This is a genomic window from Streptomyces pluripotens, from assembly GCF_000802245.2.
GTDB lineage: Bacteria > Actinomycetota > Actinomycetes > Streptomycetales > Streptomycetaceae > Streptomyces > Streptomyces pluripotens.
Map to the genome: position 1 here is coordinate 6,968,809 of NZ_CP021080.1, position 25,651 is coordinate 6,994,459.

General features: G+C 70.8%; 20 protein-coding genes. 9 read left to right on the forward strand and 11 right to left on the reverse strand.

What is annotated here, in order from left to right:
* Window positions 1-67 precede the first annotated feature (67 nt).
* From LK06_RS30835 to LK06_RS30845, 3 genes are all read left to right on the forward strand, one after another.
* Window positions 68-1,561 carry an MFS transporter gene (locus tag LK06_RS30835; RefSeq protein ID WP_043408341.1) on the forward strand — a complete coding sequence of 498 codons (1,494 nt, stop codon included), beginning with the start codon at window positions 68-70 and terminating at the stop codon, window positions 1,559-1,561.
* 116 nt (window positions 1,562-1,677) lie between these two features.
* Complete coding sequence (locus LK06_RS30840; RefSeq protein ID WP_039657805.1) at window positions 1,678-2,238, forward strand: TetR/AcrR family transcriptional regulator; 561 nt, start codon at window positions 1,678-1,680, stop codon at window positions 2,236-2,238.
* Between the two features lie 643 nt (window positions 2,239-2,881).
* Window positions 2,882-3,439 (forward strand): DUF6328 family protein, encoded by a 558-nt coding sequence (locus tag LK06_RS30845; protein ID WP_234367548.1) that lies wholly within the window; start codon window positions 2,882-2,884, stop codon window positions 3,437-3,439.
* A gap of 441 nt (window positions 3,440-3,880) precedes the next feature.
* Here LK06_RS30845 and LK06_RS30850 read toward each other — a convergent pair whose 3' ends face one another.
* The 5 genes from LK06_RS30850 to LK06_RS30870 form a co-directional block, all read right to left on the reverse strand.
* Window positions 3,881-5,497: a protein kinase domain-containing protein gene (locus LK06_RS30850; protein WP_043434648.1), complete on the reverse strand. Its 1,617-nt coding sequence runs from the start codon at window positions 5,495-5,497 to the stop codon at window positions 3,881-3,883.
* Between the two features lie 415 nt (window positions 5,498-5,912).
* Window positions 5,913-6,944, reverse strand: coding sequence for a polyprenyl synthetase family protein (locus LK06_RS30855; protein ID WP_052270325.1), 1,032 nt, complete (start codon window positions 6,942-6,944; stop codon window positions 5,913-5,915).
* A complete protein-coding gene (locus tag LK06_RS30860) occupies window positions 6,941-7,981 on the reverse strand; it encodes a tetratricopeptide repeat protein (RefSeq protein ID WP_039657808.1) in 1,041 nt (346 codons plus the stop codon). The genes LK06_RS30855 and LK06_RS30860 overlap by 4 nt, the downstream gene beginning before the upstream one ends.
* 152 nt (window positions 7,982-8,133) lie before the next feature.
* A complete protein-coding gene (locus LK06_RS30865) occupies window positions 8,134-8,811 on the reverse strand; it encodes an AIM24 family protein (protein ID WP_039657810.1) in 678 nt (225 codons plus the stop codon).
* 374 nt (window positions 8,812-9,185) lie between these two features.
* The gene (locus LK06_RS30870; protein WP_043434646.1) at window positions 9,186-10,451 is read right to left on the reverse strand and encodes a serine hydrolase domain-containing protein; all 1,266 of its coding nucleotides are present in this window, start codon (window positions 10,449-10,451) and stop codon (window positions 9,186-9,188) included.
* 307 nt (window positions 10,452-10,758) lie between these two features.
* On the opposite strand from LK06_RS30870, the gene LK06_RS30875 reads away from it, so the two are divergent.
* Window positions 10,759-12,561 carry a M4 family metallopeptidase gene (locus LK06_RS30875; RefSeq protein ID WP_043434643.1) on the forward strand — a complete coding sequence of 601 codons (1,803 nt, stop codon included), beginning with the start codon at window positions 10,759-10,761 and terminating at the stop codon, window positions 12,559-12,561.
* A 121-nt stretch (window positions 12,562-12,682) separates the two neighbouring features.
* Here the strand turns inward: LK06_RS30875 and LK06_RS30880 are convergent, their stop codons facing one another.
* Entirely contained in the window at window positions 12,683-15,649 is a 2,967-nt protein-coding gene (locus tag LK06_RS30880) for a helix-turn-helix transcriptional regulator (RefSeq protein ID WP_039657816.1), read from the reverse strand.
* Window positions 15,650-16,080: 431 nt separating this feature from the next.
* On the opposite strand from LK06_RS30880, the gene LK06_RS30885 reads away from it, so the two are divergent.
* Entirely contained in the window at window positions 16,081-16,947 is an 867-nt protein-coding gene (locus LK06_RS30885; RefSeq protein ID WP_039657817.1) for a universal stress protein, read from the forward strand.
* A 75-nt stretch (window positions 16,948-17,022) separates the two neighbouring features.
* Here the strand turns inward: LK06_RS30885 and LK06_RS30890 are convergent, their stop codons facing one another.
* Window positions 17,023-17,769 carry an MBL fold metallo-hydrolase gene (locus LK06_RS30890; protein WP_039657819.1) on the reverse strand — a complete coding sequence of 249 codons (747 nt, stop codon included), beginning with the start codon at window positions 17,767-17,769 and terminating at the stop codon, window positions 17,023-17,025.
* 84 nt (window positions 17,770-17,853) lie between these two features.
* Complete coding sequence (locus tag LK06_RS30895; RefSeq protein WP_043408325.1) at window positions 17,854-18,483, reverse strand: alpha-ketoglutarate-dependent dioxygenase AlkB; 630 nt, start codon at window positions 18,481-18,483, stop codon at window positions 17,854-17,856.
* 146 nt (window positions 18,484-18,629) lie between these two features.
* Here LK06_RS30895 and LK06_RS30900 point away from each other — a divergent pair, with 146 nt between their 5' ends.
* Together LK06_RS30900 and LK06_RS30905 are read left to right on the forward strand one after the other, a co-directional pair.
* A complete protein-coding gene (locus LK06_RS30900) occupies window positions 18,630-19,250 on the forward strand; it encodes a TetR/AcrR family transcriptional regulator (protein WP_039657844.1) in 621 nt (206 codons plus the stop codon).
* A gap of 129 nt (window positions 19,251-19,379) precedes the next feature.
* Entirely contained in the window at window positions 19,380-21,053 is a 1,674-nt protein-coding gene (locus tag LK06_RS30905; RefSeq protein WP_039657823.1) for an FAD-binding dehydrogenase, read from the forward strand.
* Window positions 21,054-21,150: 97 nt separating this feature from the next.
* Here LK06_RS30905 and LK06_RS30910 read toward each other — a convergent pair whose 3' ends face one another.
* Window positions 21,151-21,498, reverse strand: coding sequence for a DUF488 domain-containing protein (locus tag LK06_RS30910; protein ID WP_174673959.1), 348 nt, complete (start codon window positions 21,496-21,498; stop codon window positions 21,151-21,153).
* A gap of 196 nt (window positions 21,499-21,694) precedes the next feature.
* Between LK06_RS30910 and LK06_RS30915 the strand changes: the two genes are divergently transcribed.
* The gene (locus LK06_RS30915; protein ID WP_043434640.1) at window positions 21,695-23,140 is read left to right on the forward strand and encodes a M1 family metallopeptidase; all 1,446 of its coding nucleotides are present in this window, start codon (window positions 21,695-21,697) and stop codon (window positions 23,138-23,140) included.
* Window positions 23,141-23,259: 119 nt separating this feature from the next.
* Here the strand turns inward: LK06_RS30915 and LK06_RS30920 are convergent, their stop codons facing one another.
* Complete coding sequence (locus tag LK06_RS30920; protein ID WP_039657827.1) at window positions 23,260-24,147, reverse strand: LysR family transcriptional regulator ArgP; 888 nt, start codon at window positions 24,145-24,147, stop codon at window positions 23,260-23,262.
* A gap of 66 nt (window positions 24,148-24,213) precedes the next feature.
* On the opposite strand from LK06_RS30920, the gene LK06_RS30925 reads away from it, so the two are divergent.
* Window positions 24,214-24,828 carry a LysE/ArgO family amino acid transporter gene (locus LK06_RS30925; RefSeq protein ID WP_039657828.1) on the forward strand — a complete coding sequence of 205 codons (615 nt, stop codon included), beginning with the start codon at window positions 24,214-24,216 and terminating at the stop codon, window positions 24,826-24,828.
* A gap of 87 nt (window positions 24,829-24,915) precedes the next feature.
* Here LK06_RS30925 and LK06_RS30930 read toward each other — a convergent pair whose 3' ends face one another.
* Window positions 24,916-25,374: a cyclic nucleotide-binding domain-containing protein gene (locus tag LK06_RS30930; RefSeq protein ID WP_039657830.1), complete on the reverse strand. Its 459-nt coding sequence runs from the start codon at window positions 25,372-25,374 to the stop codon at window positions 24,916-24,918.
* Between the last annotated feature and the right edge of the window lie 277 nt (window positions 25,375-25,651).

The following is a 25,651-nucleotide window of genomic DNA, read 5'->3' on the forward strand; positions in this document are numbered from 1 at the left end:
TGAATGACTTCACCCGCTAGGGTGAATCGTCATTCACCCCGTTGCCGCGTCGTCCGCAGGAGCGCCGATGGACCAGACCGCCCCGATACCCCCGCCGCCCCGTACCCCGGCCACGACGCTGCCGTTGCGGGATCGGCTCACCATCCCGGTACTGGCGTCGGGCGGCATCCTCATGGCGGTCATGCAGACGGTGGTCATCCCTCTCCTGCCGGACCTTCCGCGGCTCACCGGCGCTTCGGCGGCCACCGTCTCCTGGATGGTCACCGCGACCCTGCTCTCCGGCGCCGTCCTCACTCCCGTCCTCGGCCGGGCCGGCGACATGTACGGCAAGCGTCGGGTGCTCACGGCGGCACTCGTCCTGATGACCGCCGGTTCCGTGGTGTGCGCTCTGTCCTCCGACATCGGCCTGCTCATCGCCGCCCGGGCACTGCAGGGGGCTGCCGCCTCGGTCGTTCCGCTGTCCATCAGCATCTTGCGGGACGAACTCCCGTCGGAGCGCCGGGGCTCGGCGGTCGCGCTGATGAGTGCGACGGTCGGCATCGGCGCCGCCCTGGGGCTGCCGCTCGCCGCCCTGGTCGTGCAGTACGCCGACTGGCACACCATGTTTTGGCTGACCAGCGTGCTGGGCGCGCTGGGCGCAGCGGCGACGCGGTGGGCAGTCAAGGAGTCGTCCGTCCGGGAACCCGGCCGCTTCGACGTGCTCGGCGCGGTGGGGCTGGCTACTGGCCTGGTGTGCCTGCTGCTGGGTGTCTCCGAGGGCGGCATATGGGGGTGGGGCAGTGCCCGGATCCTGGCGCTGTTCGCGGCGGCCTTGGTCGTCCTCGCCCTATGGTGGTGGCAGCAGCTACGCGCTGAGCGGCCGCTGGTCGACCTGCGGCTGGTGACCCGGCCGCAGGTAGGTCTGACGCACGTCGCGGCCTTGCTGACCGGGTTCGCCTTCTATGCGAATTCCCTGGTCACCGCCCAACTGGTGCAGGCGCCGAAGGGCACCGGCTACGGTCTTGGGCTGTCGATTGTCGCCACCGGCCTGTGTCTGCTGCCCGGCGGTGTCACCATGCTGCTGTTCTCCCCGCTGTCGGCCCGCATCTCGGCCGCGCGCGGCCCGCGGATCACACTTTCCCTCGGCGCCGCCGTCATCGCCGGCGGCTACGCCGTGCGCATCGCCGACAGCCGCGATTTGTGGATGATCATTCTGGGCGCCACCGTGGTGGCGACCGGTACCACGCTGGCCTACTCGGCGCTGCCGACACTGATCCTTCGCGCCGTTCCGGCCGGGCAGACCGCCTCGGCCAACGGTGTCAATGTGCTCATGCGCACCATCGGCCAGGCCGCCTCCAGCGCCGCCGTCGCGGCCGTTCTCGTCCATCACAGCAGCCCGGTGGACGGTGTCCTCGTACCGGCCTTGCACGGATACCTGCTCTCCTTCGCCATGGCAGGTGCCGTGGCCGTCATGGCCTGCGTCGCGGCCCTGTCCATCCCGGGCGACCGCGCCCGCGACGTCATGCAGCCGGCCGGGGGCGCGACCCGCGGTGCCCGCGACCAGACGCTGGAGGGAACGTGAGAACCGTGAGTACCGCACCCCGTCGCCGACAGGCGACTCCCGCAGCATCCGGTCCCGGCGCCGGAGAGCCGACCGTTTTCCGGAGGCACTCTCCCCCAAAGCCCGTTGCCGAAGGGGTGGGTCCCGTGCGCCGTGACGCCGAAGCCACCAAGGCCCTCATCCTCAAGGCAGCCCGCCATCTGCTAGCCCGACATGCCCACGCCGACATCACCCTCAAGGCCGTAGCCGAACGGGCGGGTGTCAGCGCGCCGTTGATTCTGAAGTACTTCGGGAACAAGGACGCCCTGTTCGCCCGGGTGATGTCCTTCGACAGCGATGCGGATGCCCTGCTGGACGCTCCACTGTCCGACCTGGGCCGGCATATGGTCCGACATGTCCTGGCCAGCCAGCGCGAGCGAGGTGCCGACCCGCTGCTACGGATCGCTTTCGCGCCCCTGCACGGAGATCACGGCGACATCCTGCGCGCCAACTTCCGTGCCCAGGTGACCGGGCGCCTCGCCGCCCGGCTCACCGGTCCGGACGCCGGCCTGCGCGCCGAACTCGCCGTCTCCGCCCTCGTCGGCCTCGGCGTGATGTACGGCATCGCGCGCGGTCCGCACCTGCGGGACACCGATGTCGAGGCCATCGTCAACCGTTATGGGCCGCTTGTGCAGGCCCAGTTGACTACCGAGCCCTGAGCCCCGGCGATCGGTGGACAGGGGCGGCAGGACTTCGGCAAGGGTTGAGGCAGGTTTCGGACGGACGATGACGGCCGCCTTCCCGTGCCGCGCGAGTGCCGCCCGCGCGGCCTGGCCCGGACCCGGCCCGCTGGGCCCGTGGGCGAAGAAGAGCCCGCGCTGCCGGGCGGATCCGTGCGGTCCGCGCGGCTTGACGCCGGACGGCAGCACCGAGACCGAGCACTGCGCTCGGTTTGCCCCGGCTGCCGAACGCGTACCTGTCGAAGGCGGTGCCTGACCACCGGTTCCGGCTGCCGCTGGTGGTTGCGGCTGCCGCTGGTGCTTGCGGGTGCCGGGGGCGGCCACCGAGCTCCTCCCGGAGGGACGTCCCCACTTCCTGAGTCAGAGGGCTGCGACCCCTCCCGACCCCGCCCTGCGCCGGACCTACCAGCGGCTCGGTGCGACCAGGGTGCCCCCTGGCGCCGGCAGCCCGCAGCGGCCCGTGCCGACGCGGCAGCCAGTCAGCTGACGCCACTTCCCAAGAAGACCTTCACCACGATCCGGCACCTGTACGACCACGGGATCCGCGACCGGACCGTGCGGCACCTGAGGTCATCAGGGTGGACACCGTTTGAAGGAACGGCCGGGTGGTTACACGCACCGCATGATGGAGGAAGGGCGACGCAGGGGGCGGAACGAGTCCGAGGAGGAGCGGGCCGACCGGATGTGGGTCGAACTCATCCAAGAGGTTCGCGTGGCTCAGACGGGCGTGCAGATCCTGTTCGGGTTCCTACTGACGGTCGTCTTCCAGCCGAAGTACGCCCGGCTCACCGAGACCAACCAGGTCATCTACATCGTGACCGTCGTCCTGGGCGCGTGTGCGACCGGTGCCCTGATCGGCCCGGTGTCCCTGCACCGCCTGGTCTCCGGCCGGCGGGTCAAGCCGCAGGCGGTGCGGCTCGCCTCCCGGATGACCTTCGTCGGTCTGCTCCTGCTACTCGCCACGATGACGTCCTCCCTGCTGCTGATCCTGCGGGTGGCCACCAGGGACAGCTATGTGCCGTACGTGGTGACGGCCGTCGTCGCCTGGTACCTCCTGTGCTGGTATGTCCTTCCCCTGTGGGCCCGCCGCCGGCACACCACCCCACCGGACGACGAGGAGGTGGGCCCCGGGCCGGGTGACCACACCGGCGGCGGGGGCGGAGGTGGAACCGGGGCGTGATCTCCACGCCGTGCCCGGTACGACCGAGTGCCGGTAGGCGATCCGTCATGGGCAACCCCTCGACCGGGAGGGGGCCTTGCCCGTGCGGCACGACCCCGGTGGGTCTCGTGCGGGAACGCGGTACCCGTGCGTGCCCGGGCCTGCGCTGCCGAGGTGCCGACTGCCGTCGCCCCGGCTGCCGCCCCCGGGAGTCCTGGCGGCCGCTGGGACGTCCCGCAGCGTTCCGGCCGCCGTCGTACGCCTCGGACACCGGCCGTGCACGGTCCGCTGGTATGCCCGTTCCGTGGGCCTGCACGGCCTTCCGCCCGGGTCCCGTGGCTCCGCGCGGTGTTGCCGGACGGGTGCTGACCGCCTTGAGCTGTCCCGCTGTCCCGGTCGAACTGTTGCAGGGTGAGCCCCCTGCCCCAGCCGCGGACCGGGAACGGCCGGGGAAGAGGGGGTTCAGCCCCCCGGCGCACGGAAGGTCCGCAGGAACGTCTTCAGCGCCAGCCGGCTGGCCGTGTCGTTCCAGGCACCGGTCGCCGTGGTGAAACGCAGCGAGAAGCCCCGGTGGCCACCCAGCAGGAAGCCTCGCCCGAAGGTGTGCAGCCGCATCCGCCCGGTGCCTGCCAGCCACTCCAGATCGGCCGCCCGGTGACCCTGGTAGGTGGTGGCCCGGACGTTGCCGACGCGGCGGTAGCCGGGCAGCTTCGCGAGCTGCGGTTCGACGTCGTCTCTCCAGACGGCGACCGGATCCGGGCCGACGCGCGAGCTGTAGGTGACGGCGAGGGTGGGGGAGTCACCGCCCTCGCCGAAAGTGATCCGGTAGGCAAGGTCGCCCATACGGGAGGTGGCCAGCCGCTTCCAGCCGTCGGGCAGTGCGACGGAGAACCCTTCTGCGGCGGTGTAACGATGGTAGCCGGGCGGCACGGCCGCAGAGGGGGATACGGTCGGCTCGGTCGCGGAGGGCGGTGCGGCCGGTGCGGGGCCGCCGGTGCCTGTCTCCTCGTGGGTGGTGCCTGTCTCCTCGTGGGTGGGGGCGGCCGAAGAGGTGCCTTCGGGGGGTCTCCGCGTGGCGTCCGTACCGGAGAGGCGATGGGCCGTGGCCAGGGCCGCGGTGGCGACGGCGACCACGGTGACTGCGGCCAGGGCAGCCCCGGCTGCCCTGGTGCGTCCACCCCGCGCCCGTCCCAGCAGGCGCATCCGCCGGCACGTGCCGCGCAGCCAGGGCGCGGGCGCCGCTTCCCGACCCACGGCTGCCTTCTCGGCCAGGGCCCGGGTCAGCGCCGTGCGGACCGCAGGCCGGGGCGGCCGCTCCCGTGAGTTCTTGCGCAGCAACCCTTCCACCACCTGGGCGAGTGGGCCCGCGCGCAGCGGGGTGCGCAGCGGCAGCCGGTCCACAGCCGCCAGAGTGGCGTCGGGCCGGTCGCGCTCGCGGAACGGTGGCCGGCCCTCGACCATCGTGTAGAGCAGTGCGCCCAGGGCCCACAGGTCGGCGGTGGGGCCGATACGCTCGTCCCGGGCCTGCTCCGGCGAGGCGTACGACGGTGCCGTGAGCCGTGGCACCAGGGTCGCGCCCGCCAGCCCGAAGCCGGTGACGACGACCGGGCCGTCGTCTCGTACGAAGATCTGGTCGGGGCTCAACTCACCGTGTGTGATGCCCTCGTCGTGCGCTGCTTGGAGCACGTCGAGTAGGTCCAGGCCCAGCCGCGCTGCCCGGACCGCGGTGAAGGTGCCTTCGCGGTCGAGTAGTTCGCCCAAGGGAGTGCCGTCGATGGACTCGATGACCGTCCACAGGGTGCCCTCCTCCACCACGGCGTCGACGACCGTGGCGACCTGGCCCGGGCACAGCATCCGCATGGTTTCGGAGGTCTGGACGACCCGGGCCCTGACACGGCACGCGGTGTCGTCGGCCGACGGCTCCGGAAGTGTGGTCTGCGTCACCAGTCGGGGTTGCTCCGCCCGCAGGTCCTCGGCGTGCCACCATAGCCGGTTCGTCTCGCGGGCGAACACCTCCAGGAGCCGGTACCGTCCGGCGGCCAACCCGTCTGCGGAGACGTTCGCCTTGACCATGGTCATCCTTCGCTGCAAACCCTGCCCGTGTCTCCCAGAGGTACGCGGGATGCGCGGGGGCGCGTTCAATGAACCGCCCGGCTCGCGGCCCTGCGCGGGCGGGCGTTCGAGCGCCTGGCCTGAAACGGTGGGTCCACTGGACGAGGTGCCGGGGCGTCGCACCGGCCCGTGCACCATGAGCCCGATCCGGGCGCGGTCGTCCGTGGCTGTCACCACCTGCCGTCTTCCGCGACAGGTGGTGACAGCCACGGCCTGCGTCAGGGGACGGCGGCCCCCTGGCGCGGCCGGCAGGCTCTGGACCGTCCTGGGGGCGTCCTGGTCCGCGACCGGCGGTACCTCTTGCACGCGTGTGGAGACACGGTCTGTCTCGACCGGCGCACCGAGGGCGCACTCCGGGCGCGTGGTGCGGGCCGGAGGGGCTTTACAATTCGCGGTCCACCAGAAAGTCCACCAGCCGGGACAGGTCCCGGGCGGCGTGGGTGGGCAGAGGCGTGTCCGCGAGCAGTGCCCGCGCGGCGGCCGTCTGCGTGCGGGCCTCGGCCAGCGCAGCGGCCCGGCCCCCGGCCTCCTCGATCAGCCGGGCCGCCTCCCCTGCCCGCTCCGGGCGGCCGAGGAGGGCGAACAGCCGGGGAGCCGCCGGGGAGTCCGACGCGGCCACCACCGGGAACGTCTTCTTGCCTTCCCGCAGGTCGCCCCCCACCGGCTTTCCGGTGACCGCCGGGTCGCCCCAGATCCCCAACACGTCGTCGACCAGTTGGAAAGCGATGCCGAGATGGCGCCCGGCCCGGTCCAGTGCGGTGACCGTGCCTGCGGGTGCAACGCCGAGCGCGGCACCCAGCGCGACGGCACAACCCAGCAGAGCGCCGGTCTTTTTCTCCGCCATCGTCAGGTACTCCTGTGGCGTCACCCGTTGTGGGCCGGTGGGCGGACGGGTGACGAACAGGAGGTCGTCGGCCTGCCCGTGCACCAAGTCGGCGAGGGCCGTGGAGAGCAACCGTACGGTGTCCGGGCCCTGGGGCGCGGTGGCGAGCGTGTCCACCGCCAGGGCGAACAGGGCGTCACCGGTGAGCACCGCCGGACCCGTGCCGTACGCCTTCCACACGGCCGGGCGTCGGCGCCGGGTCGCATCGCCGTCCATGATGTCGTCGTGCAACAGGGTGAAGGCGTGCACCAGTTCCACGGCGACCGCCGCCGGGACACCGCGGTGCCCGTCGGCGCCCGCGGCCTCGGCGCCGAGGACCGCCAGTGCCTGCCGTAGGCCCTTGCCGCCCGGCGTGCGGGCAGGCGTCCCGTCGACCTCGCACCAGCCGAAGGAGTAGCCGGCCATCTCGGCCACCCACGGGTGCAGCCGCCCCACGGCCTCGGCCAGCGCGGGCCGTACCAGCTCCTGGCAACGGGCGAGGATTTCGGGAACGGGGTGCGGGGCCCGCGTCACCGTACGGAGCGCGGTCATCGTGCGGTCTCCGTGTCGAGGCCGAACTCCCGTTGTGCCCGGGTCACCATCTCCCGTGCGTGTTTGAGGCCGCTACGGTCCAGCGTCTTTGCCAGAGAGGCGAGTTCGGCTGCGGTTTCGGTGTGCTCCCGGCCGAGCCGGGCCAGCGACTTGGCCAGTCCGAGCCGGGCCAGTGCCGCGCCGCGCGGCTCGCTCATCGCGCAGAACTCCTTCAGCGCCAGCTCGTACAAGTCCCGCGCCTCGGTGTAACGACCCGCCCGGTAGCAGACGTTGCCGCGCATCTTGTGGTTGTAGGCGAGTGCGCTGGTGAGGTTCATCGACCGGCAGCCGGCCTCCGCCTCGGACAGTAGCTCAAGCGCCCGTTCGGTGTCGCCGTCGCGTACCGAGAGGATGTCGGCGAGGCCGCGCAGTGCCCAGGCGTGTCCGCGCCGGTCGTCGGCTCGGTCGGCTATCTCCGCGGCCTCCTCGAACAGCCCGTACGCGCTGTCGTAGTCACCCTGGTTGCGGTGCATCTGTGCGATGCCTTCCAGCGCCCACACCGTGTGCCGGGCCTCTCCGCGCCGGCGGGCCTCGGCCAGTAACTGTTCGTGCAGCCGGCCGACCGCCGTGTAGTCGCCCTGGATGCGGCCGGTTTCCGCCAGGCCGGCCAGTGAGTAGCCGCGGACCACGACGTCCCCACCGCGTTCGCCGAGTTCGGCCGCGAGCTCCAGCAGCCGCCGTGCCAGCGGGAAGGCCCCGCGCTGCCGGGCGAGGGTGCCGCCACTCCACAGTGCCCAGGCCATGGCAGCGGTGTCTTTGGCCGCGCGGGCGGCGCGGTAACTCGCCTTCCAGGCGCGGTCCGCGTCGCGTACCTGGCCGAGGCGTCGGTGCGCCTCCGCGACGGCGAGGCCGCAGCGTGCTGCCTCGGCAGGCTGCCCGGACCGCTCGGCCGCACGCAGCCGTTCAGCGGCCTCGGCCAGTACGTCGACCAGCGAGGAGTTGACGGACAGGGTGGTCAGGGAGCCCTGGTATTCCGGGGCGAAGGCCTTGCCGTACATGTGAACCTTTCTATACACGGAATGTATACATGCCATGTATAGCTCCTTGGAAACGTACCCCGGCCCGAGGGGCCGGGGCTCGGTCTACTGTTGGTCAAGACGACGGTGCGGCTTCGGGGGTTGCCCGCGGTGGGCGGATCACATGTGAAGGTTCAGTGCTGCTGGGCCTTCTGTGGCGTGAGCTCGCTCGGCCGCACCACGACGTGTCCCTCGCCCTGGAGCATCAGCTGTACGGCCTCGCCGGAACCGCCGCGCAGCATCGACCCGATGGACTGTGAGCGATGCAGCGAGGTCTCCAGTTGTGCGGTCCAGCCCACCACCGCGTCCGTGTCCACGTACACCGGGGCCTGGGCCGACACCGGGATGACCAGAGGGTTCCCCTCACAGACCAGGCCGAGTCGGCCGTGGCCGGTGAACACGCTGTTGAACAGGCCGCCGCCGGCGATGCCCGAACCCTTCACCGTCTTTATCTCGTACGACAGCGAGGCGTCGAAGCACAGCACGTTGCGGCCGTTGACGGTGAACCGGTCGCCTGGCTCGACGTCGATGATGAAACAGTTCTGCGCCTCGTGTGCGAACCAGGCTTCGCCTTGCCCGCGCACCGCCATGAGGGGCAGCCCCTCCCCGGTGACGGCACGCTTGAGCATGCCGCCCACCCCTTGCCCCTTGCGCTCGAACTTGAGACTGCCGCGGTGGGCGACCATCGAGCCCTGGCGGGCGTGCATTTCCCCGTTCACCGCATACTTGATGCACTTGGCGTTCTCGACGGACATTCCCGGTTCCGCGGCCGGCTGTACCATGTGCTGCCTGGAAAAGAGATCACCTTTCATGCGGGGCATAGTGGCCTGGAGGGCGTCGTTCCGCCAAGATCACGGGACGTGCCGGTTCAGCGACCGAACAAGATTGGGCCCAGCGTGGGCGGTTCCGGCTGCCCCCCAAGGAGCCGACACCGATGTGGATGAACTCCCCCTTGCGGATGCTGGTGTGGCGACCGGGACGGTTCAGCCAGCCGTCCGGGACCCCGGTGGGGGAGTGCTGGCCGCAGGCGATGTCTTGATGCCCGTCAGCCGACCGGCCGCCCGAGCTAGTGCCGCAGGATGGCGTGAACGTCCCGCCCGGGGTGCCGTCCCAGGCGATGGGCAGGCCTACACCCTGGTGGCCGAACCGTTCCTGACGGTCGTGGGCCGAGGTGTGACGACAGTTCCTAGCTCCGCGTCTGCTGTTCCCGACGGGACGTGCCGCAGAAGGCCGAGTTCAGGACGCCCGCCAGCGTGTTGAGTACCTTGGCGTTGTTGGATGTGTTCGCGGCAGCGGTCAGGCTGCGGCGGCCGTCCTTCGTGGCGAAGGAGTAGGTGTAATAGCCTTGTACCGCGCCCGTGTGGCCGTAGACCGAGATCCCGCACGGCAGGTCCCGGCGTCGCAGCCCGAGGCCGTACGCCGTGGTGCTGTTGACCCGGAGGAAACGCTCCATCTCCGTGAGTCGCGCGGAGGACAGCAGCGTGCCGCCGAGCAGCGCGCTGTAGAACGTGTCGAGGTCCCGCGCGCTGGAGATGATGGCGCCTGCGCTCTGTGCCCACGACACCGTCTGTGCGGTGGCGTCCACCAGGGGAGCGCCGGTCGTGTCGGGGGTCAGATAACCGCGGGCGGACCGACCGGGAATCGTGGTGTCGGGGTGTACGTAGAAGGTGTCGCGCAGCTTCAGCGGTTTGAAGATGCGGTTCTCGTACGCGGTCTGCACGGACTGACCCGTGAGCTCTTCGACGAGCAGGCCGGCGATGACGAAGTTGGTGTTGGAATAGGAATAGGCGGCCCCCGGCGCGTTGGTGCGGGGCCTCTTCAGGGAAAGGGCAACCAACTGGCGGTAGGTGAAGACCTTGTTCCGCACCGCCTCGAATCCTGACACGCTCCTGGCGAACATGTCGTTGGTGTAGTCGTACAGGCCGCTGCGGTGACTGAGCAGTTGGCGGACCGTGATCCGGTCGTCGGGCAGGAGCCCCGGCAGGTAGCGGTTGACCGGGGCGTCCAGCGTGATCCGGTGTTCGTCGGCGAGTTGGAGCAGTACCACCGCAGAGAAGGTCTTGGTGACGCTGCCGACGCGGAATCGGTCGTCGGGCGCCATCGCCCGGTGGGTGCCGCGGTCGGCGATGCCGCGGGTGAACTGGTACGTCCTGCCCCGGTCGTCGATCCGGACCAGCGTGCCCGGTGCGCCCTGGGCCACGGCGGAGCGCAGCACCGCGGTGACGCCCGCGGTGTCGGGTGCCGGAATTTCCCCTTCCGTAGTGGAGTTCACCCTGTCGGTCGCCTCGGTCGCCTCGGTCGCCTCGGTCGCCTCGGTCGCCTCGGTCGCGCGAGTTGTGCTGGTCGCCTTGTTCGTTGCGGTCGTCCAGGCCGACGCTTGCGTCGGGACCGCGATGAGCGAAAGCACGACCGCCCCGAGGACGGCACGCTGTCCCGCCGAGACTGAGTCCATCCGGCACCCACTTCCGTCCGTGTGCATGGTGATGCGACCTCAGTCACATTTCGCCCAGGGAACCTAGAGGATTCAGGTCGCGTCTCCACAGCCGACACACAGTTAGTCAGTCGGCGATCACTCTATGGTGCACCTTTGTAAAGGATTGTCATAGAAGCTGACGAAATGGATTATTCCATCTTTACGTGTGCATGACTGATCCGTCAGGGTGACGGTGGGGCCCGACCAGCCCCCATGGCGCGAACTGTGCCGTGCTGTAAGGCGGTTGGCGATACCCGGCCGCCTTCGAATGAAGGAACCCTGATCAGTGGGTAGACCGCACATACGTAGAGTCGCCGTCGCTGTTGCGGTGGCGACCGCTGCCACGGGACTGGCCGGTACGGCCTTCGCGGGTCCCTCCACGGGGGTGGAGCGGTCCGCCGCGTCCGCCAGGACGAGCGCGTCGGCGTCGGCGGCGGCGGTGGTGGCGGCGGCGCGCGCCGCCGCCTTCGCCCATGCCTCGGCGTCCGGCGTCTCCAAGGGGGACGAACTCCACGCCCAGGACGTGATGATCGACCCCGAGGGTGCCCGGCACGTCCGGTTCGTTCGGACGCACCACAACCTGCCGGTGCTCGGTGGCGACCTCGTCGTCCATCTCAATAACAAGCTGGCCTACGCCGGCGTGACCCGCGCGGCCGGACACGCTGTCAAGCCGGACACCACTCGGGCCAGGCTGACTGCTCGTCAGGCCGCCTCGAAGGCCGCCCGCGCCGCCAAGGGCCATGCGGGCGGAGCTCGACTCGTCGTCGACGCCCGCGGCGGCGGCGCCGCCCTCGCTTACCAGGTGACCGTGACCAGCCGGGGCGCCTCACACACCGTCGTCGTCGATGCCGTCACCGGCAAGGTGCGCAGCGACATCCCCGACAGCGACGAGTTCCTGTCACCGAAGCTGGTCCGCACCCTGCGCAAGCGAGGTGAGACCATCAACCCCGCCACCGGCTCGGGCTCCGGCACCGCCAGGGCCAGCCTGGTGTTCGACCCGGGTGGCCACCGTGCTGCGCGCTACCCGGCGAACGCCAAGGGCACCGGCAAGAGCCTCTTCGTGGGCAAGGTCAGACTCACCACCACGCAGACCTCGCGCGGCCACTTCCAGCTCAGAGACCGGACCCGGTACGGCACCGAGACGCGGGACGCCAAGGGTTCGTACACGGAGAGCTTCACCAAGGGCAAGAAGTTCACCAGCCGTACCGACGTGTGGGGCAACGGCAAGACCTCCAGCCGCACCAGTGCCGCGGCCGACGCCCAGTACGGCGTCACCGAGACCCTGGACTTCTACAAGAAGACCTTCAAGCGCAAGGGCATCGCCAACGACGGCAAGGCGGCCCATGCGATGGTCCACTGGGGCAAGAAGGTCGCCAACGCCTTCTGGGATCCGACCTGCAACTGCATGCTGTACGGCGACGGCGACGGCAAGATGTTCAAGAAGCCGCTCGTCGTCCTCGACGTCACCGGCCACGAACTGACCCACGGCGTGGTGGATGCGACCGCCAAACTGGAGCCGACGTACGTCGACTCGGACGGCAACCAGTACGGCGAGCCCGGCGCGCTGAACGAGTCGCTCGCCGACATCTTCGGTTCCAACGTCGAGTTCTTCGCCCACAACAAGAAGGACACGCCGGACTTCCTGATCGGTGAGAAGTTGGGGTTGAAGCAGAAGTTCCTGCGTCGCCTGGACCATCCGTCGCTGGACAAACTCGAAGGCACCATCGACTACTGGTCGCCGGAGACGTACTACACCGAGGTGCACGCGGGTTCCGGCGTCTCCTCGCACGCCTACTACCTCCTCGCCGAGGGCAGTGGCAAGAGGAAGATCGGCGGCGTCACCTACGACTCGCCGACCTACGACAACAGCAAGGTCAAGGGCATCGGCCGTACCAAGGCCACCGCCATCTTCTACCGTGCGCTCACCCGCTACATGGTCTCCACGACCGACTTCCACGGGGCGCGCGTAGCGACGCTGAAGGCGGCCAAGGACCTGTACGGTGCGAAGAGCACCGAGTACAAGACGGTGGACCGGGCGTGGGCCGCGGTCAACGTCACCGCCGCCAACAGGCCGACCGCCCGTCGCTGACGTACGACCCCACCACCCGCAGCACCGGATGCCCCGCCTCGTGCGGGGCATCCGTATGTCCTGGGACCGCCGCGGGACCCGGCCGCCGTCCCGGTCACACCGGGGACAGCACACCGGCGGGTCACCCCGAACCCATGGGATCCGGAGCGATCAGACCTTCTCGGTAGGCGATTGCCACGGCCTCCGTTCGGCTCGTGGCGTGCAGCTTGGCGAGAATGTTGGAGACGTGCACGCTGGCTGTTTTGCCGCTGATGAAGAGTTCCTCTCCGATCTGCCGGTTGGTGCGCCCACGCGCCAGGAGCCGCAGCACGTCCCGTTCGCGTGCGGTGAGCGGGGCGGAGCGGTCCGTGCCTGACGGCACGGCGGTCAGACGGCCGCGGCGGATGAGCACGTCGACCCGGTCCAGCAGCGGTGCCGCGCCCAGCCCGGCCGCCGTCTCACGGGCCAGGAGTGCCTGTTCCGCGGCCTCCGCGCGGCGTTCTACGGCGATCAGTGCCTGCGCGTACCGCAGTCGGCACCGTGCCTGCTCGTACCCGTCGCCGTACCAGTACGCGGCCACCGCCTTCTCCCAGGCCGCCGGGTCTGCTCCGGACACGACGTCAGTCCACTCCGCCTCGGCGCGGGCCAGCCATGCCTGCCCTTCCGGGCCCGGCGCGTGGCCCGCGCCGTCCTGCCCTGCCGTGGCCCGGGCCAACTCCACCAGTTCGGTCGCGGTGCCCGCCCAGCGGGCGAGGTCCGCTCCGGCGTCGGTGCGGCGCAGCTCCACGGCACGGTCGGCGACGGCTCCCAGACAGAGTGCGGCGAGCCGGATCGCGATCCCCGGCCGGCGGGTCGTGCCGTCGCCCAGCTCCGCGATCACCGTCCGCATCCGCTGGATGGCCCCTTCGGGGTCGCTCTCCTGGGCGGCGGCGTCGGTGAGGACGACCCCGGCCACGAGCCTGCCCATCCAGTCGAAGGGGCCCGTCAGCAGGGCGCGGGCCCGCGCGAGGACGGACTGCTCACCACGAGCCAGCGCCACGTACAGGGCGGGGCTCGTCGCGAAGCTGCCGCCCACCGGGGGCAGCGCGGCCGCAGCCTTGGCAGCGGTGCGCACGCAGTCGTCCCAGTGCCCCAGGGTGTACATCACGAGGAGCTGGAGATAGCGCATCTCCAGCGGGTACGGCGAGGACAGCAGCCCGGAGCACCGGGCCCGGTCGAGGCCGTCGGCCAGCAGTGCCGGGCACTCCTGGAGGTTCCCGGACTCGAAGGCCGCGACGGCCAGGCTGAACAGCGCGCGCAACTCCACCGGAGCGTTCCCGGCGGCGCGGGCCAGCTCCCGCGCCTGACCCAGCCTCTCCCTGCCCTCCGCGGTCTTCCTGCCACCGCCTTCGACGTTGGCCAGGGAGATCAGCAGATCGGCCCGGGCCGCGGTCACGCCCAACTCCTCGGCGACCCGCAGCGCCTGGCGTGCGACGCGCAACGCCGTTTCGTCCTCGCCAACCTGACGGGCCACCGCGACATGTGTGGCCGCCGCCCATACCCAGGTCTGCGAGGGCGGATCGGCGGGGATCATCGCCAGGGCCTCGCTGCTGTAGCGGTAGGCCGCCGTCAGACTGTCCACGGTCAGCAGGTTGCCGGCCAGCGTGTACCGCACCCGGGCGGCCAGTTCGGAGTCGGCGTCCTGGTCGACGTCGGCGAGCGCCGCGCGGGTGAGGGTGACGGCGCGGTGCGCGTCACCGGCGTGCGCAGCCGCCGCCGAGGCGCGCAGGGTCAGCGTCACCCGGTCCAAGCCGCCGACGGCAGGGCGTGCGGGCGACGGCACCGACGACCACAAGTCCAGGGCGGTCTCCAGATGTTGCAGTTCCTCGGCGGGCGCGCCCAACCGCCGCGCGTGGTCGGCGGCCTCCAGTCGGGCGGCCAGCGCTTCGGGCAGGTTGTGGCTCTCGCGGTGGTGGTGGGCGCGCTCGGCGGCGGTCTCCGGGGCCCTGCCGCAGGCCGCGAGCAGCCGGGCGTACGCGCCGTGCAGCCGGGACCGCTCGCCGGGCAGCAGGTCGGCGTAGACCGCCTCGCGCGTCAGGGCGTGGCGGAAGGCGTAGGCGCCATCGTCCCCCGGGACGAGGAGTTGCCGTCCAACGGCCTCGCGTAGCGCCGTCTCCAGCTCGTCGTCGGGTAGCCCCGCCGCGTCAAGCAGCAGAGCGTGCTCCACCCGCCGCCCGGCTACGGCCGCGGTCCGCAGCACCAGCTGTGCGGTCTCGGACAACTGCTCGACCCGGATGAGAAGCAGGTCGGCGAGTCCGCTGGGCATTCCGGTTGTTGTGGTACCCGCTGCCGCGAGCAGTTCTTCGGCGTAGAACGCATTGCCTTCGGCACGGTCCACGATGCCCCGTACGACGGACTCGGGCAGTGGTCCGTCCCCGAGCGCCCGGACCAGTCGCGCGAGCTCCGGATCGGGCAGTGGGCGCAGTTCCAGGCGTTCCACGGCCGGCAGCCGGACCAGTTCGGCGAGCAGCGGGCGCAGGGGATGGCGGCGATGGAGATCGTCGGCCCGGTAGGAAACGAGTACGGTCAGACGACGGTCCTTCACACCGCCACCCGTCCGGTGCAGCACACCCCGACTGAGCAGGAAACGCAGGAGGTCCCGGGAGGACTGGTCGGCCCAGTGCAAGTCCTCCAGAACGAGCAGCAGCGGCGCCGTGGCGGCGAGGTCGGCCAGCAGTCCGGCAACGTCCTCGAAGAGTCGGAGCCGCCCGTCGGCGTCCCGCTCTGCGTCCGTTCCCGCGCCGAGCAGCCGGTTCACCACCGGATGTGCCCTCAGTGCTGCCTCGAAGCGCTCGTCGGCGGCGAGCGTGCCGAGGACCTCGGTGAAGGGCAGGTAGGGCAGGCCGACGTCTCCCAGGTCCACGCAGTGTCCGGTGAGCACGGTCGTGCCCGCCCGCGCCGCACGGCCCGCGACCTCATCCAGCAACCGCGTCTTGCCGACCCCCGCGTCCCCGGCCACCAACACCGCTCGTGCCTCACCGTCCCGGGCATGCTCCAGCACGCCGGTGAGGCGGGCCAGTTCTTCGTCCCGGCCGATCAACGGGGGCGTGGTGAAAGCGATCTGTGACACGGCCCCATCCTGACACGACTGACCGACAGTGCTCCCCTGACCTGTGCGTCCTCCCCATCAGCCCCTCACCGCAATCGTCTGCGCCCGGTTCGCCGGTACCCGTCCGGCCGTTCCCGGTGCGGGGTGGTCGCAGGGACGCCGGGGCCCATGCCGTCGACGGTGCTCACAGGGTGCCCTTTGCCCACTCGGTTTCCTGCGCCGGTGTTCCGGTGGTCAGGGGGAGCAGTTCACTGACCAGGGCTCGGCAGCGGCTGGGACGGACCTGATGCGGGAATCGGTTCTGGGCCGTGGCCCGGCCACCGGGCGGGGAAGAGGCTCTCTTGCCCGCCCATCGTAGGGGCGATCGCCCGGGTTCGCTCCGGGGACCGCTGGTGCCCGATAGTGGGCACCAGCACCAAGAAGAGCGCGTCTACGACTGAGGAGACACACGCATGACACGCCCGATCACGGCAGGGGTTGACGGTACGGAGGAGAGCCTGGCCGCGCTGGAGTGGGCGGGACGGGAGGCCGTGCGGCGGACGCTTCCCCTGCGTGTGGTGCACGCGTGGCGCTACGCCGAGGCGCTCGCCGGGGCTGACCGGGAAACCCAGCACCGATGGGCGACGGACGGTGTGGCGGAGGCCGTGCGCAAGCTCTCGGAACGGCATCCGGAGCTGGCGGTCACCTTCGACGTGGTCGAGGGCGGCGCCGGGGAGGTGTTGGCTGGCGCCGCGGCCTCGGCCGAGATGTTGGTGCTGGGCTCACGCGGCCACGGTCCCGTCGTCGGATTCCTGCTGGGCTCGGTCGGCCAACAGGTGATCACGGACACGACGCGGCCCGTGGTCCTGGTGCGGGCAGGCGACCGACCGGCTGCGGAAGCGGCGGGCCGGGACGTCGTAGTCGGTCAGCACGGCGCTCCCGAGGACAGTGCGGCGGCGCTGCGGTTCGCCTTCGAGACCGCGGCTGCCCGCGGCGCTGCCGTCCGGGCCGTCCGGGCGTGGACGCTGCCGCCGGTCTTCGCCTACAGCCCCGGTTCGCTCGCGCTCCTCGACGAGGCGGGCGGCCTGGAGCCTTACGAGAAGAGGGCGCTGGCCGAGGCACTGCAGCCGTGGCGGGAACGGTTCCCGGGCGTGCCCGTGGCGGAGCACGTCGAGATGGGCAGCGCGGGACAGGTGCTGCTGTCGGAGTCCGCGGGGGCCCAGCTGGTGGTCGTCGGGCGCCGGGCGCACCGTGGAGCCGTCGGCGGCCGGATCGGTTCGGTTGCGCACGGCGTGCTGCACCACGCTGACTGCCCGGTGGCCGTGGTCCCGCACGAGTGACCCGGGGCGGCCGGGCCCCTGTGGACCGGGACCGTGCGTGGCTGCGCCCCCGTGCGGGCCCGCGGTGTCGTTCTGTTAAGCGGTGCGCTCCAGGGCCTGTTCGGCGGCGGCGCGCACCGGGCCCCGGTGGACCGGCCCGTGGCCGGGCAACAGTATGTCGCCGTCGAGCCCGCCGATCAGTCCCAGGGAGGTGAGGGCCTGTGCGCGCTCGTGGTGGAAGAAGTCGAGCAGCAACTGGGGGCCCTGGACCCGCGTGGTGGCATGCCCGGTGACCAGGGCGTCGCCGGAGATCACGATGCCCGCCTCGGGCAGGTGGTACGCGCAGTGGCCGTCGGTGTGACCGGGGGTGTGGACGGGAACCGGCCTGCCCGGCAGGTCGAGTGGGCCTTCGACCGGGAAGGGTTCGGGCGCGGTGACGGGATGGTTCTCCGTCCCGCCGACCCGTATCACGTGCATCGCCCAGGGCAGTACACCGGGACGCCAGGCGTTGCGTACCACGTCGCCGATGGTGGCCTGCTGCAGGAACTCTCGGCGGGCGTGGGGGACCTCGGCCGGGTGGAGGTGCACGGGGGTGCCGTGGGTGGCGCGCAGGTACTCGGCCGAGCCCAGGTGGTCGTTGTGAGCGTGCGTGATCAGCACAGCTGTCACTGCCGCGGGCGAACTGTCCACGGCTGCAAGGGATTCCAGCAGCCCCTGCCGGTCCCCGGGGTATCCGGTGTCCACCAGCGTGACGGCGTCACCGTCTTTGAGGATCACCCAGTTGGTGTGGTGGCCGTGCACCACATGGACGTCGTCGGCGACTTGGCGTACTTCTGCCTGCATGATCTCCCCGAACCCCGAGCAGTAGCCGTCGGGGACAGCCAACCAGATGCGTCGACCCCCGGGGCGGGCGGGGCGGCGGATGCGTCACCGCACACCGCGTGGCCGGAACTGGATGCTGATGCGGGGTCCCGTGGCCCGGCTGGTCTTGGGCACACAGTGCTCCCAGGTGCGTTGGCAGGAGCCGCCCATCACGATGAGGTCGCCGTGTCCGAGCGGTCGCCGCACGGTGGTGCCGCCCCCGTCGGCAGGGCGCAGCAGTAGGTCGCGCGGTGCGCCTACGGAGAGGATCGCGACCATCGTGTTCTCGCGCGCACCGCGACCGATTCGGTCCCCGTGCCAGGCCACGCTGTCCCGGCCGTCCCGGTAGCAGCACAGTCCGGCGGTCGTGAAGGGTTCGCCCAGTTCTCCGGCGTAGTGCCGGGACAGTGCAGTGCGGGCTTCGGCGAGGACTGGGTGGGGCAGCGGGGCGTGTACCCCGTAGAAGGCGAGCAGACGGGGAACCGCCACCACGTGGTCGTACATCTTCCGCTGCTCCGCTCGCCATGGGACGTCCGAGGCCAGTCTCTCGAAGAGGATGTCCGCCCCGCTCAGCCAGCCTGGCAGCACGTCGATCCAGGCACCGGAGCCCAGCTCGGTCCGGCCCAGTCCGCCGAGCGGGCCGAGCCGCACCTCGTCGGTCTGGTCGAAGAGGGAGCCCTGTAGGTGCGTGGACATGGGTCCAGACTACGCCTTAATCGAATGTACGTTCCCTTATGTTCGTTGCGTGCGCCAGCCCTCGTCCGTCCCCTCGGATCTGCGGGGGCCTTTCGATACACCGATGTATCGGATACATTCATGTATCGATTGAGAGGGTGGTGGGCGTGGAAGAGCGACCCAGACGCATCACCCGGCGCCGGAGCCGCACCCGGGCCAGGCTGCTTGACGCCGCGTTCGCGGTCTTCGCCGCCAAGGGCTTCGGGCGGGTGTCCATCGAGGAGATCTGTGACGCCGCCGGGTTCAGCCGGGGCGCCTTCTACTCGAACTTCGCCACCCTGGACGAACTGTTCTTCGCGCTCTACCGGCAGCGCGCTGATCTCATCGCTTCCCAGGTCGCCGACGCGCTCGGCCGGGACGGCACGGAACTGGACGTGTCCGCGTCCGTGGACCGGGTCACCGAGGTGCTGCTGCTCGACGTGGACTGGCTGCTGGTGAAGACCGACTTCCTGGTGCATGCCGCGCGCGACCCGGCCGTCGCCCGGTCCCTCCTCGACCACCGCGCTCTGCTCCGGCAGGCCATTGCCGACCGGCTCTTCCGGGCTCGGGGCGCCCACGCGCTCCCCGCCGTACTCGGTGACGTCCACGGCGCCGCGCACGCGGTGGTCGCCGCCTACGACGGGGTCACCACACAGCTGTTGCTGGACAAGGACGTCGAGGCCGCCCGGGCCTGGCTCAGGCAGCTGCTGACGGCGCTGCTCACGGACGGCAGCCGGACCCCCTCGTGAGCACCCCGGGCCGACGGCCCCCGGTACGAGCACTCCCTGGTACGAGCAGTCCTGCACGAGCACCCCACAGATCAGCAGTCAGGCACGAGCACCCCAGGTATGAGCACTGACAGGAAGGACACAGCCGCCATGGACGCGGATGTCATCGTCGTCGGAGCGGGTCTCGCCGGCCTGGTCGCGGCCCACGAACTCACCAGCCGGGGCCGCCGGGTGGCCCTGGTCGACCAGGAGAACGCGGCCAACCTCGGAGGGCAGGCGTTCTGGTCCTTCGGCGGGCTCTTCCTCGTCGACTCCCCCGAGCAGCGCCGGCTCGGCATCAAAGACTCCTTCGATCTCGCGTGGAACGACTGGTGGGGCAGCGCCGGATTCGACCGACTGGAGGACGAGGACGCCTGGGGCGTGCGCTGGGCCCGGGCCTACGTCGAGTTCGCCGCCGGCGAGAAGCGGTCCTGGCTCAGGGGGCACGGCATCGAGCTGCTGCCCACCGTCGGCTGGGCGGAGCGCGGCGACCTGAGGGCGAACGGGCACGGCAACTCCGTACCGCGCTTCCACATCGCCTGGGGCACGGGCACCGGCGTGGTGGAACCCTTCGTCGGATACGCCCGCCAGGCCGCCCGGGACGGGCTGCTGACCTTCTACCACCGTCACCGGGTGGACGAGCTGGTCATCGTGGAAGGCGGGGCACACGGGGTGCGCGGCACCGTCCTCGCCGACGACGACTCACCGCGCGGCGTCGCCTCGAACCGCGACCGGCTCGGTGACTTCGAGCTCACCGCCCAGGCTGTGGTCATCACCACCGGCGGGATCGGTGCCAACCACGAGATCGTCCGCCGTCACTGGCCCGAGCGGCTGGGCACACCCCCGGCCGAGATGGTCACCGGCGTCCCCGCCTACGTTGACGGCCGGATGCTCGACATCAGCGCCGAGGCGGGCGTACGCCTGGTCAACCGTGACCGGATGTGGCACTACACCGAGGGCCTGCAGAACTGGAGCCCCATCTGGCCGGGGCACGGCATCCGGATCCTCCCCGGTCCGTCCTCGATCTGGCTCGACGCCCTGGGGCGCCGGCTGCCCGACCCCTGCCTGCCCGGCTATGACACCCTCAACACGCTCAAGCACCTGCGCACCACCGAGGACATCGCCGGGTACGACCACTCCTGGTTCATCCTGACCCGGAAGATCATCGAGAAGGAGTTCGCGCTTTCCGGATCCGAGCAGAACCCTGACATCACGGCCAAGGACCGCAAGGCGGTACTGCGCGACCGGTTGCTGGGCAAAGGCGCCCCCGTACCGGTGCAGGCGTTCCTCGACCGGGGCGCTGATTTCGTCACCGCCAGCACACTGGAGCAGTTGGTCGGGAAGATGAACGACCTGGCCGGGAAGCCACTGCTGGACGCCGCTGCGGTACGCCACCAGATCGAGGCGCGTGACCTGCAGATCGTCAACCCCTACAGCAAGGACTCCCAGGTCCAGGGCATCCGCAACGCCCGTCGCTACATCGGTGACCGGCTCGGCCGGGTTGCCGCCCCGCACCGCATCCTCGACCCGGCAGCAGGTCCCCTCATTGGTGTTCGGCTCCACGTGCTGACCCGCAAGACCCTCGGCGGCATCCAGACCGACCTAGACGCGTGTGCCCTGGGTGCCGACGGCACGCCGATCGACGGGCTGTACGCGGCGGGTGAGGTAGCCGGGTTCGGTGGTGGCGGCGTGCACGGGTACAACGCCCTGGAGGGGACGTTCCTCGGCGGCTGCCTGTTCTCCGGGCGGGCCGCGGGACGGCACGCGGCCCGCCAGACGGGTTGACGGCGCACAGAGCCGTTCGTGCCGCATCCCCGGTGGTGACCTTCGGTGGCTTCGCTGGCCGAGCGGTTCCGCCACCGGTCGTCCGACAGCCGGGGCCTCAGCGCTGCAGCAACTCCGCGAGCACCCGCGCGTGGCTCCGCTCCAGGTTCCGGGACGCCGTCAGCAGCGTCACTTGTCCTGCACGCGCCGAGTTCCTGAGGTCTTCGAGGAGTTCGGCGGCCTCAGGAGTGCCGAGCTCCGCCTCATAGCGGAGGCGGAAGTCCTCGTACGACCCGCCGCCGTGATACCACCTGCGCAGTTCGGTCGAGGGGGTGAGCACCTTGGGCCATGCGTCGACACGGGCCGCGTCCTTGGCGAGCCCGCGCGGCCACAGCCGGTCGACCAGGACGCGAAGGCCGTCGTCGGGCTCGGGCGGCTCATAGATCCGGCGCACGCGCACGTGCACGGTCAGGCCCCTCTCGGTCGCGGAACGGTAGCGCGAGCCTACGGGACCCACTCGGCACACCCGGGGTCGACGCGGCGCGCCCTGACCTGAAGAGATCAAGACACGGCGTGACTTGGCCTGAACGAGACGGAGAACGGGACCCCAGCACCCCTAATCTGTCGGCCAGTCGATCATCGGTCACCCCTGAGGAGCGCATGTGAGGCACCTTCGCAGACAGCCCGCGCGACGCCGTACCGCCGTCCTGCGGCGTGACGTGGTCCTCGCCACCATCCCGGTGGCCGTGGCCGCGCTGCTCGGTACCGGTGGACCCGCGGCGGCCGGCACGCCCGGCACGCCCTGCGCGGCCGGCGCGCCGGGCGCGGGCGACGCCTACTTCCCGCTCAGCGGCAACGGCGGCTACCACGTTGGTCACTACGACCTGACGCTCCGATACGACACCACCGCACGCCAGCTCGACGGCAGGGCCGTCCTCACCGCCCGTGCCACCCAACGGCTCACCCGCTTCGATCTGGACCTGCAGGGTCTGGAGGTCACGTCGGTCACCGTCGGCCGGGCACGGGCGGCCTTCCGGCACGACGGCCAGGAACTCGTCATCACTCCGCGCCGAACCCTGCACAGGGGGCAGGGCTTCCGCGTCACGGTCGTCTACCGGGGCACCCCGAAACCGGTCACCGACCCCGACGGTTCGGCGGACGGCTGGATCCCCACCGATGACGGAGCGTTCGTCGCGGGTGAGCCGCAGGGCGCGATGACCTGGTTCCCGGCGAACAGCCATCCCAAGGACAAGTCGACGTACGACTTCACGATCACCGTCCCGCGAGGGCGTACCGCGGTCGCCAACGGCACCCTGCTCCGGCGGTACACCGGGCACGGGTACACCACCTTCCACTGGCGTGAAAACCGGCCCATGGCCGCTTATCTGGCCACCGCCACCATCGGCAAGTTCACGGTGGAGCGGTACACCACCCGTGACGGCGTCCAGGTGTTCAACGCCGTCGACACCCGGGAGGCGCGCGCCGCCGCGCCGGTGCTGAGGAAGCTGCCCGCCGTCCTGGCCTGGGAGAGCGAGCTGTTCGGGCCCTATCCGTTCCGGGCCGCCGGGGCGGTCGTCGACCATGCTCCGGGCGTGGGCTACGCGCTGGAGACCCAGACCCGGCCGGTCTACGACTCCGCGCCCGACCTGAGCACCCTGGTGCACGAAAGCGCCCACCAGTGGTTCGGTGACTCCGTCTCGCTGACCTCCTGGAAGGACATCTGGCTCAACGAGGGTTTCGCCACCTACGCCGAGTGGCTGTACGCCGAGCAGCACGGCGGTGACAGCGCCCAGAAGACCTTCGACGCCTTCTACGCCCGTCCCGCGAACGACCGGTTGTGGGCCTATCCGCCCGGCGACCCGGGTAGCGGTGCCCACCTCTTCGGCTCCCCCGTCTACGCCCGTGGTGCCATGGCCCTGCACGAGGTGCGCAGGGCCGTCGGCGACCGGGATTTCTTTCGGATCCTGCGTGCCTGGGCGTCCGGGCACCGGTACGGTCACGGCACGACCGCGCAGTTCGTGAGGCTTGCCGAGACCAAGTCGGGGAAGAGGCTGGACGGGTTGTTCCGCACCTGGCTGTACACGAAGGGCAAACCGGACAGCGCCTGATCGCTGACCGGTCTCCGGCCGCCGGAGACCGCATCAGCTTGGGGGCCGTACCGGCCGTGGTGCGGGGCAGGCCGGACCGGGCGTGGACGACAGACGAAGGGTCGCCCCTGCACCGGCCCTCAGCGGCGCAGGGCCGCTGCGGCAGTCACTGTCACCGCTTCGGCGAGGGCCGCGAGCGCGGGGGAGTCGAGTTTCCATTGCTGCCAGTACAGGCTGACATCGACCCACTCGCCGGGAGCGAGCAGCACCAGCCGCCCCTCGGTCAGCAGCGGGCCAGCCTGGGCCTCCGGCACCATGCCCCAGCCAAGCCCCGCGGTGACCGCATCCACGAACCCCTCCGAGGTGGGCACGTAGTGCCGGAACGGACCGGCCGCACCGTGGCCTAGCCGACGTACGAAGCCGTCCTGGAAGTCGTCCTTGCGGTCGAAGACGACGACGGGGGCGCTGGGCAGGACGTCCGGCAGGGACCGCCCCGCCAAGTGGGTCCGGGCGAACTGCGGTGCGGCGGCAGGAAGGTAGCGCATCCGTCCGAGCGGTCGGACAGTGCAGCCGGGCACCGGTTCGGGCGAGGAGGTCACCGCGGCCATCACCAGACCCTCGCGCAGCAGGGCCGCCGTGTGGTCCTCGTCCTCCCGGTGCAGTTCGAAGCACAGCCCCGCCACCCGGGTCAGTGACGGGAGGAACCAGGTCGCCAGCGAGTCCGCGTTCACCGCGACCGACACGCGTGTCGGCTCGCCGGTACCACTCAGCCCCAGTTCGTCCCACGCGTCCCGCTCCAGTCGTGCGAGCTGCCGGGCGAACCGCACCAGTACCGCGCCGGACTCTGTCGGCCGTACCGGTTTGGCGCGCTGCAACAGCACCCTCCCGGTGCGTTGTTCGAGGGCCTTGACCCGCTGGCTGACCGCCGACGGGGTCACATGCAGTGCGGCCGCCGCCGCGTCGAAGGTGCCCTCATCGACCACGGCGAGGAGTGTCCGTACCTGTTCCACGGGGAGATCCATCATCACAATGGCTAATGTTACGTAAGAAACTTTAGCTGTACTTCCGGGATTGGCTTTTCTAGCGTCGACGGCATGAACCACCCCCTGACGGCCGCAGCCGCCGGATTCGGCACAGGCCTCTCCCTGATCGTCGCCATCGGCGCGCAGAACGCCTTCGTCCTGCGGCAAGGGGTCCGGCGGCATGCCGTTCTCGCTGTGGTCGGCGTCTGCGCCCTGTCCGACGCCGTGCTCATCGCGCTGGGCGTGGGCGGGGTCGGGGCCGTCGTGGTGCGCTGGCCGGGGGCGGTCAGGGGTGTCGGCCTCGTCGGCGGCGCCTTCCTGCTCGGCTACGGCGCACTCGCCGCCCGCCGGGTCCTCAAGCCGGGCACCGGACTGCAGGTCGACGGTGATGCAGCCGGCTCCCGCAACCGGGCGGTGCTCTCCTGCCTGGCGATGACCTGGCTCAATCCGCACGTGTACCTGGACACCGTGTTCTTGCTCGGCTCCCTTGCCACAGGTCAGGGCCCGTTGCGCTGGACCTTCGGACTCGGCGCCGCGCTCGCCAGCGTGTGCTGGTTCGCCGCGCTCGGCTTTGGTGCCCGGTTCCTGGGCCGGTTCCTGTCCAGGCCAGGAGCGTGGCGGCTCCTGGACGGCCTGGTCGCCGCCACCATGCTCGCGTGGGGTGCGAGACTTGCCGCAGGGCTCTGAGACGCCCCTTCTGCAGGCACGATAGCGCTGACGGGTGCGGCCCTGGGCCTGCGCCGCTGCCGGACCTGACCCTGCCTGTCGGCGGTATCAGAGCAGTCCGCTGCGCCGCCGGATGGCGTACTGGTCCATCAGCTTCCCGCGGGTCGTCTCCAGCCGGTGGGCGAGAACCTCGGCCACTGTCCGCACCAGCGAGAGTCCCAGCAACGGGTCCTCCACGCACAGCGCGAGCACCGAAGGCCCGTCGAACTCGTAGGCCCGCACGTTGCTGAAGGCCACCGCGCCGAAGTCCCATTGGTACGGCGGGAACAGCCAGGACCAGCCGAGCAGGTCGCCGGCGCCGAGCGTGGCCACAGTGACCCGCTGCCGGGGGGACAGCTCCTGGTCCAGGTGGACCGCACCCGAGCGGATCACCCAGAACCGGTCGGCCGTCCCGCCGACCTCGAAGATGCGGGTGTCCTCCGGGAAGGAGACCTCCTGGGCCAGCTCCATCAGGCGTTCGCGCTGTGCCTGGGGCAGGGCGGTGAGTAGTTTGATCGCTTTGGTCATGGCGCGGGCTCCTCACCGGCTGCGGTCGCGGTCCGGGTGCTTTCGCTAAGCCCATTTCAGCCGTTCGCGCTGCCCGGGGCACCTCGAAGGGCGTGGATCTTCCGGGCCGGCCCTGTCCCGGACAGCAAAAAGCCCTGGCTGGACGGGGGAAACCAGCCAGGGCCGCCTATGGTGACACCGAGCGGGAGAGAGAACGGTTCTGCGCCGTCCCGGCATCAGGTATTGATGAACGATAAACCACTTGACGGGAATGCGTGAACCTAAAAGCGGGTCACGT

What these genes read in the sequence shown, in the direction of transcription:
- LK06_RS30930 (WP_039657830.1), bottom strand. Translation starts at nt 25,374, where the DNA reads ATGACCAAAGCGATCAAACTACTCACCGCCCTGCCCCAGGCACAGCGC.
- LK06_RS30860 (WP_039657808.1), bottom strand. Translation starts at nt 7,981, where the DNA reads ATGTACGGCAAGGCCTTCGCCCCGGAATACCAGGGCTCCCTGACCACC.
- LK06_RS30835 (WP_043408341.1), top strand. Translation starts at nt 68, where the DNA reads ATGGACCAGACCGCCCCGATACCCCCGCCGCCCCGTACCCCGGCCACG.
- LK06_RS30925 (WP_039657828.1), top strand. Translation starts at nt 24,214, where the DNA reads ATGAACCACCCCCTGACGGCCGCAGCCGCCGGATTCGGCACAGGCCTC.
- LK06_RS30885 (WP_039657817.1), top strand. Translation starts at nt 16,081, where the DNA reads ATGACACGCCCGATCACGGCAGGGGTTGACGGTACGGAGGAGAGCCTG.
- LK06_RS30905 (WP_039657823.1), top strand. Translation starts at nt 19,380, where the DNA reads ATGGACGCGGATGTCATCGTCGTCGGAGCGGGTCTCGCCGGCCTGGTC.
- LK06_RS30855 (WP_052270325.1), bottom strand. Translation starts at nt 6,944, where the DNA reads ATGACCGCGCTCCGTACGGTGACGCGGGCCCCGCACCCCGTTCCCGAA.
- LK06_RS30890 (WP_039657819.1), bottom strand. Translation starts at nt 17,769, where the DNA reads ATGCAGGCAGAAGTACGCCAAGTCGCCGACGACGTCCATGTGGTGCAC.
- LK06_RS30850 (WP_043434648.1), bottom strand. Translation starts at nt 5,497, where the DNA reads ATGACCATGGTCAAGGCGAACGTCTCCGCAGACGGGTTGGCCGCCGGA.
- LK06_RS30895 (WP_043408325.1), bottom strand. Translation starts at nt 18,483, where the DNA reads ATGTCCACGCACCTACAGGGCTCCCTCTTCGACCAGACCGACGAGGTG.
- LK06_RS30870 (WP_043434646.1), bottom strand. Translation starts at nt 10,451, where the DNA reads ATGGACTCAGTCTCGGCGGGACAGCGTGCCGTCCTCGGGGCGGTCGTG.
- LK06_RS30865 (WP_039657810.1), bottom strand. Translation starts at nt 8,811, where the DNA reads ATGAAAGGTGATCTCTTTTCCAGGCAGCACATGGTACAGCCGGCCGCG.
- LK06_RS30845 (WP_234367548.1), top strand. Translation starts at nt 2,882, where the DNA reads ATGATGGAGGAAGGGCGACGCAGGGGGCGGAACGAGTCCGAGGAGGAG.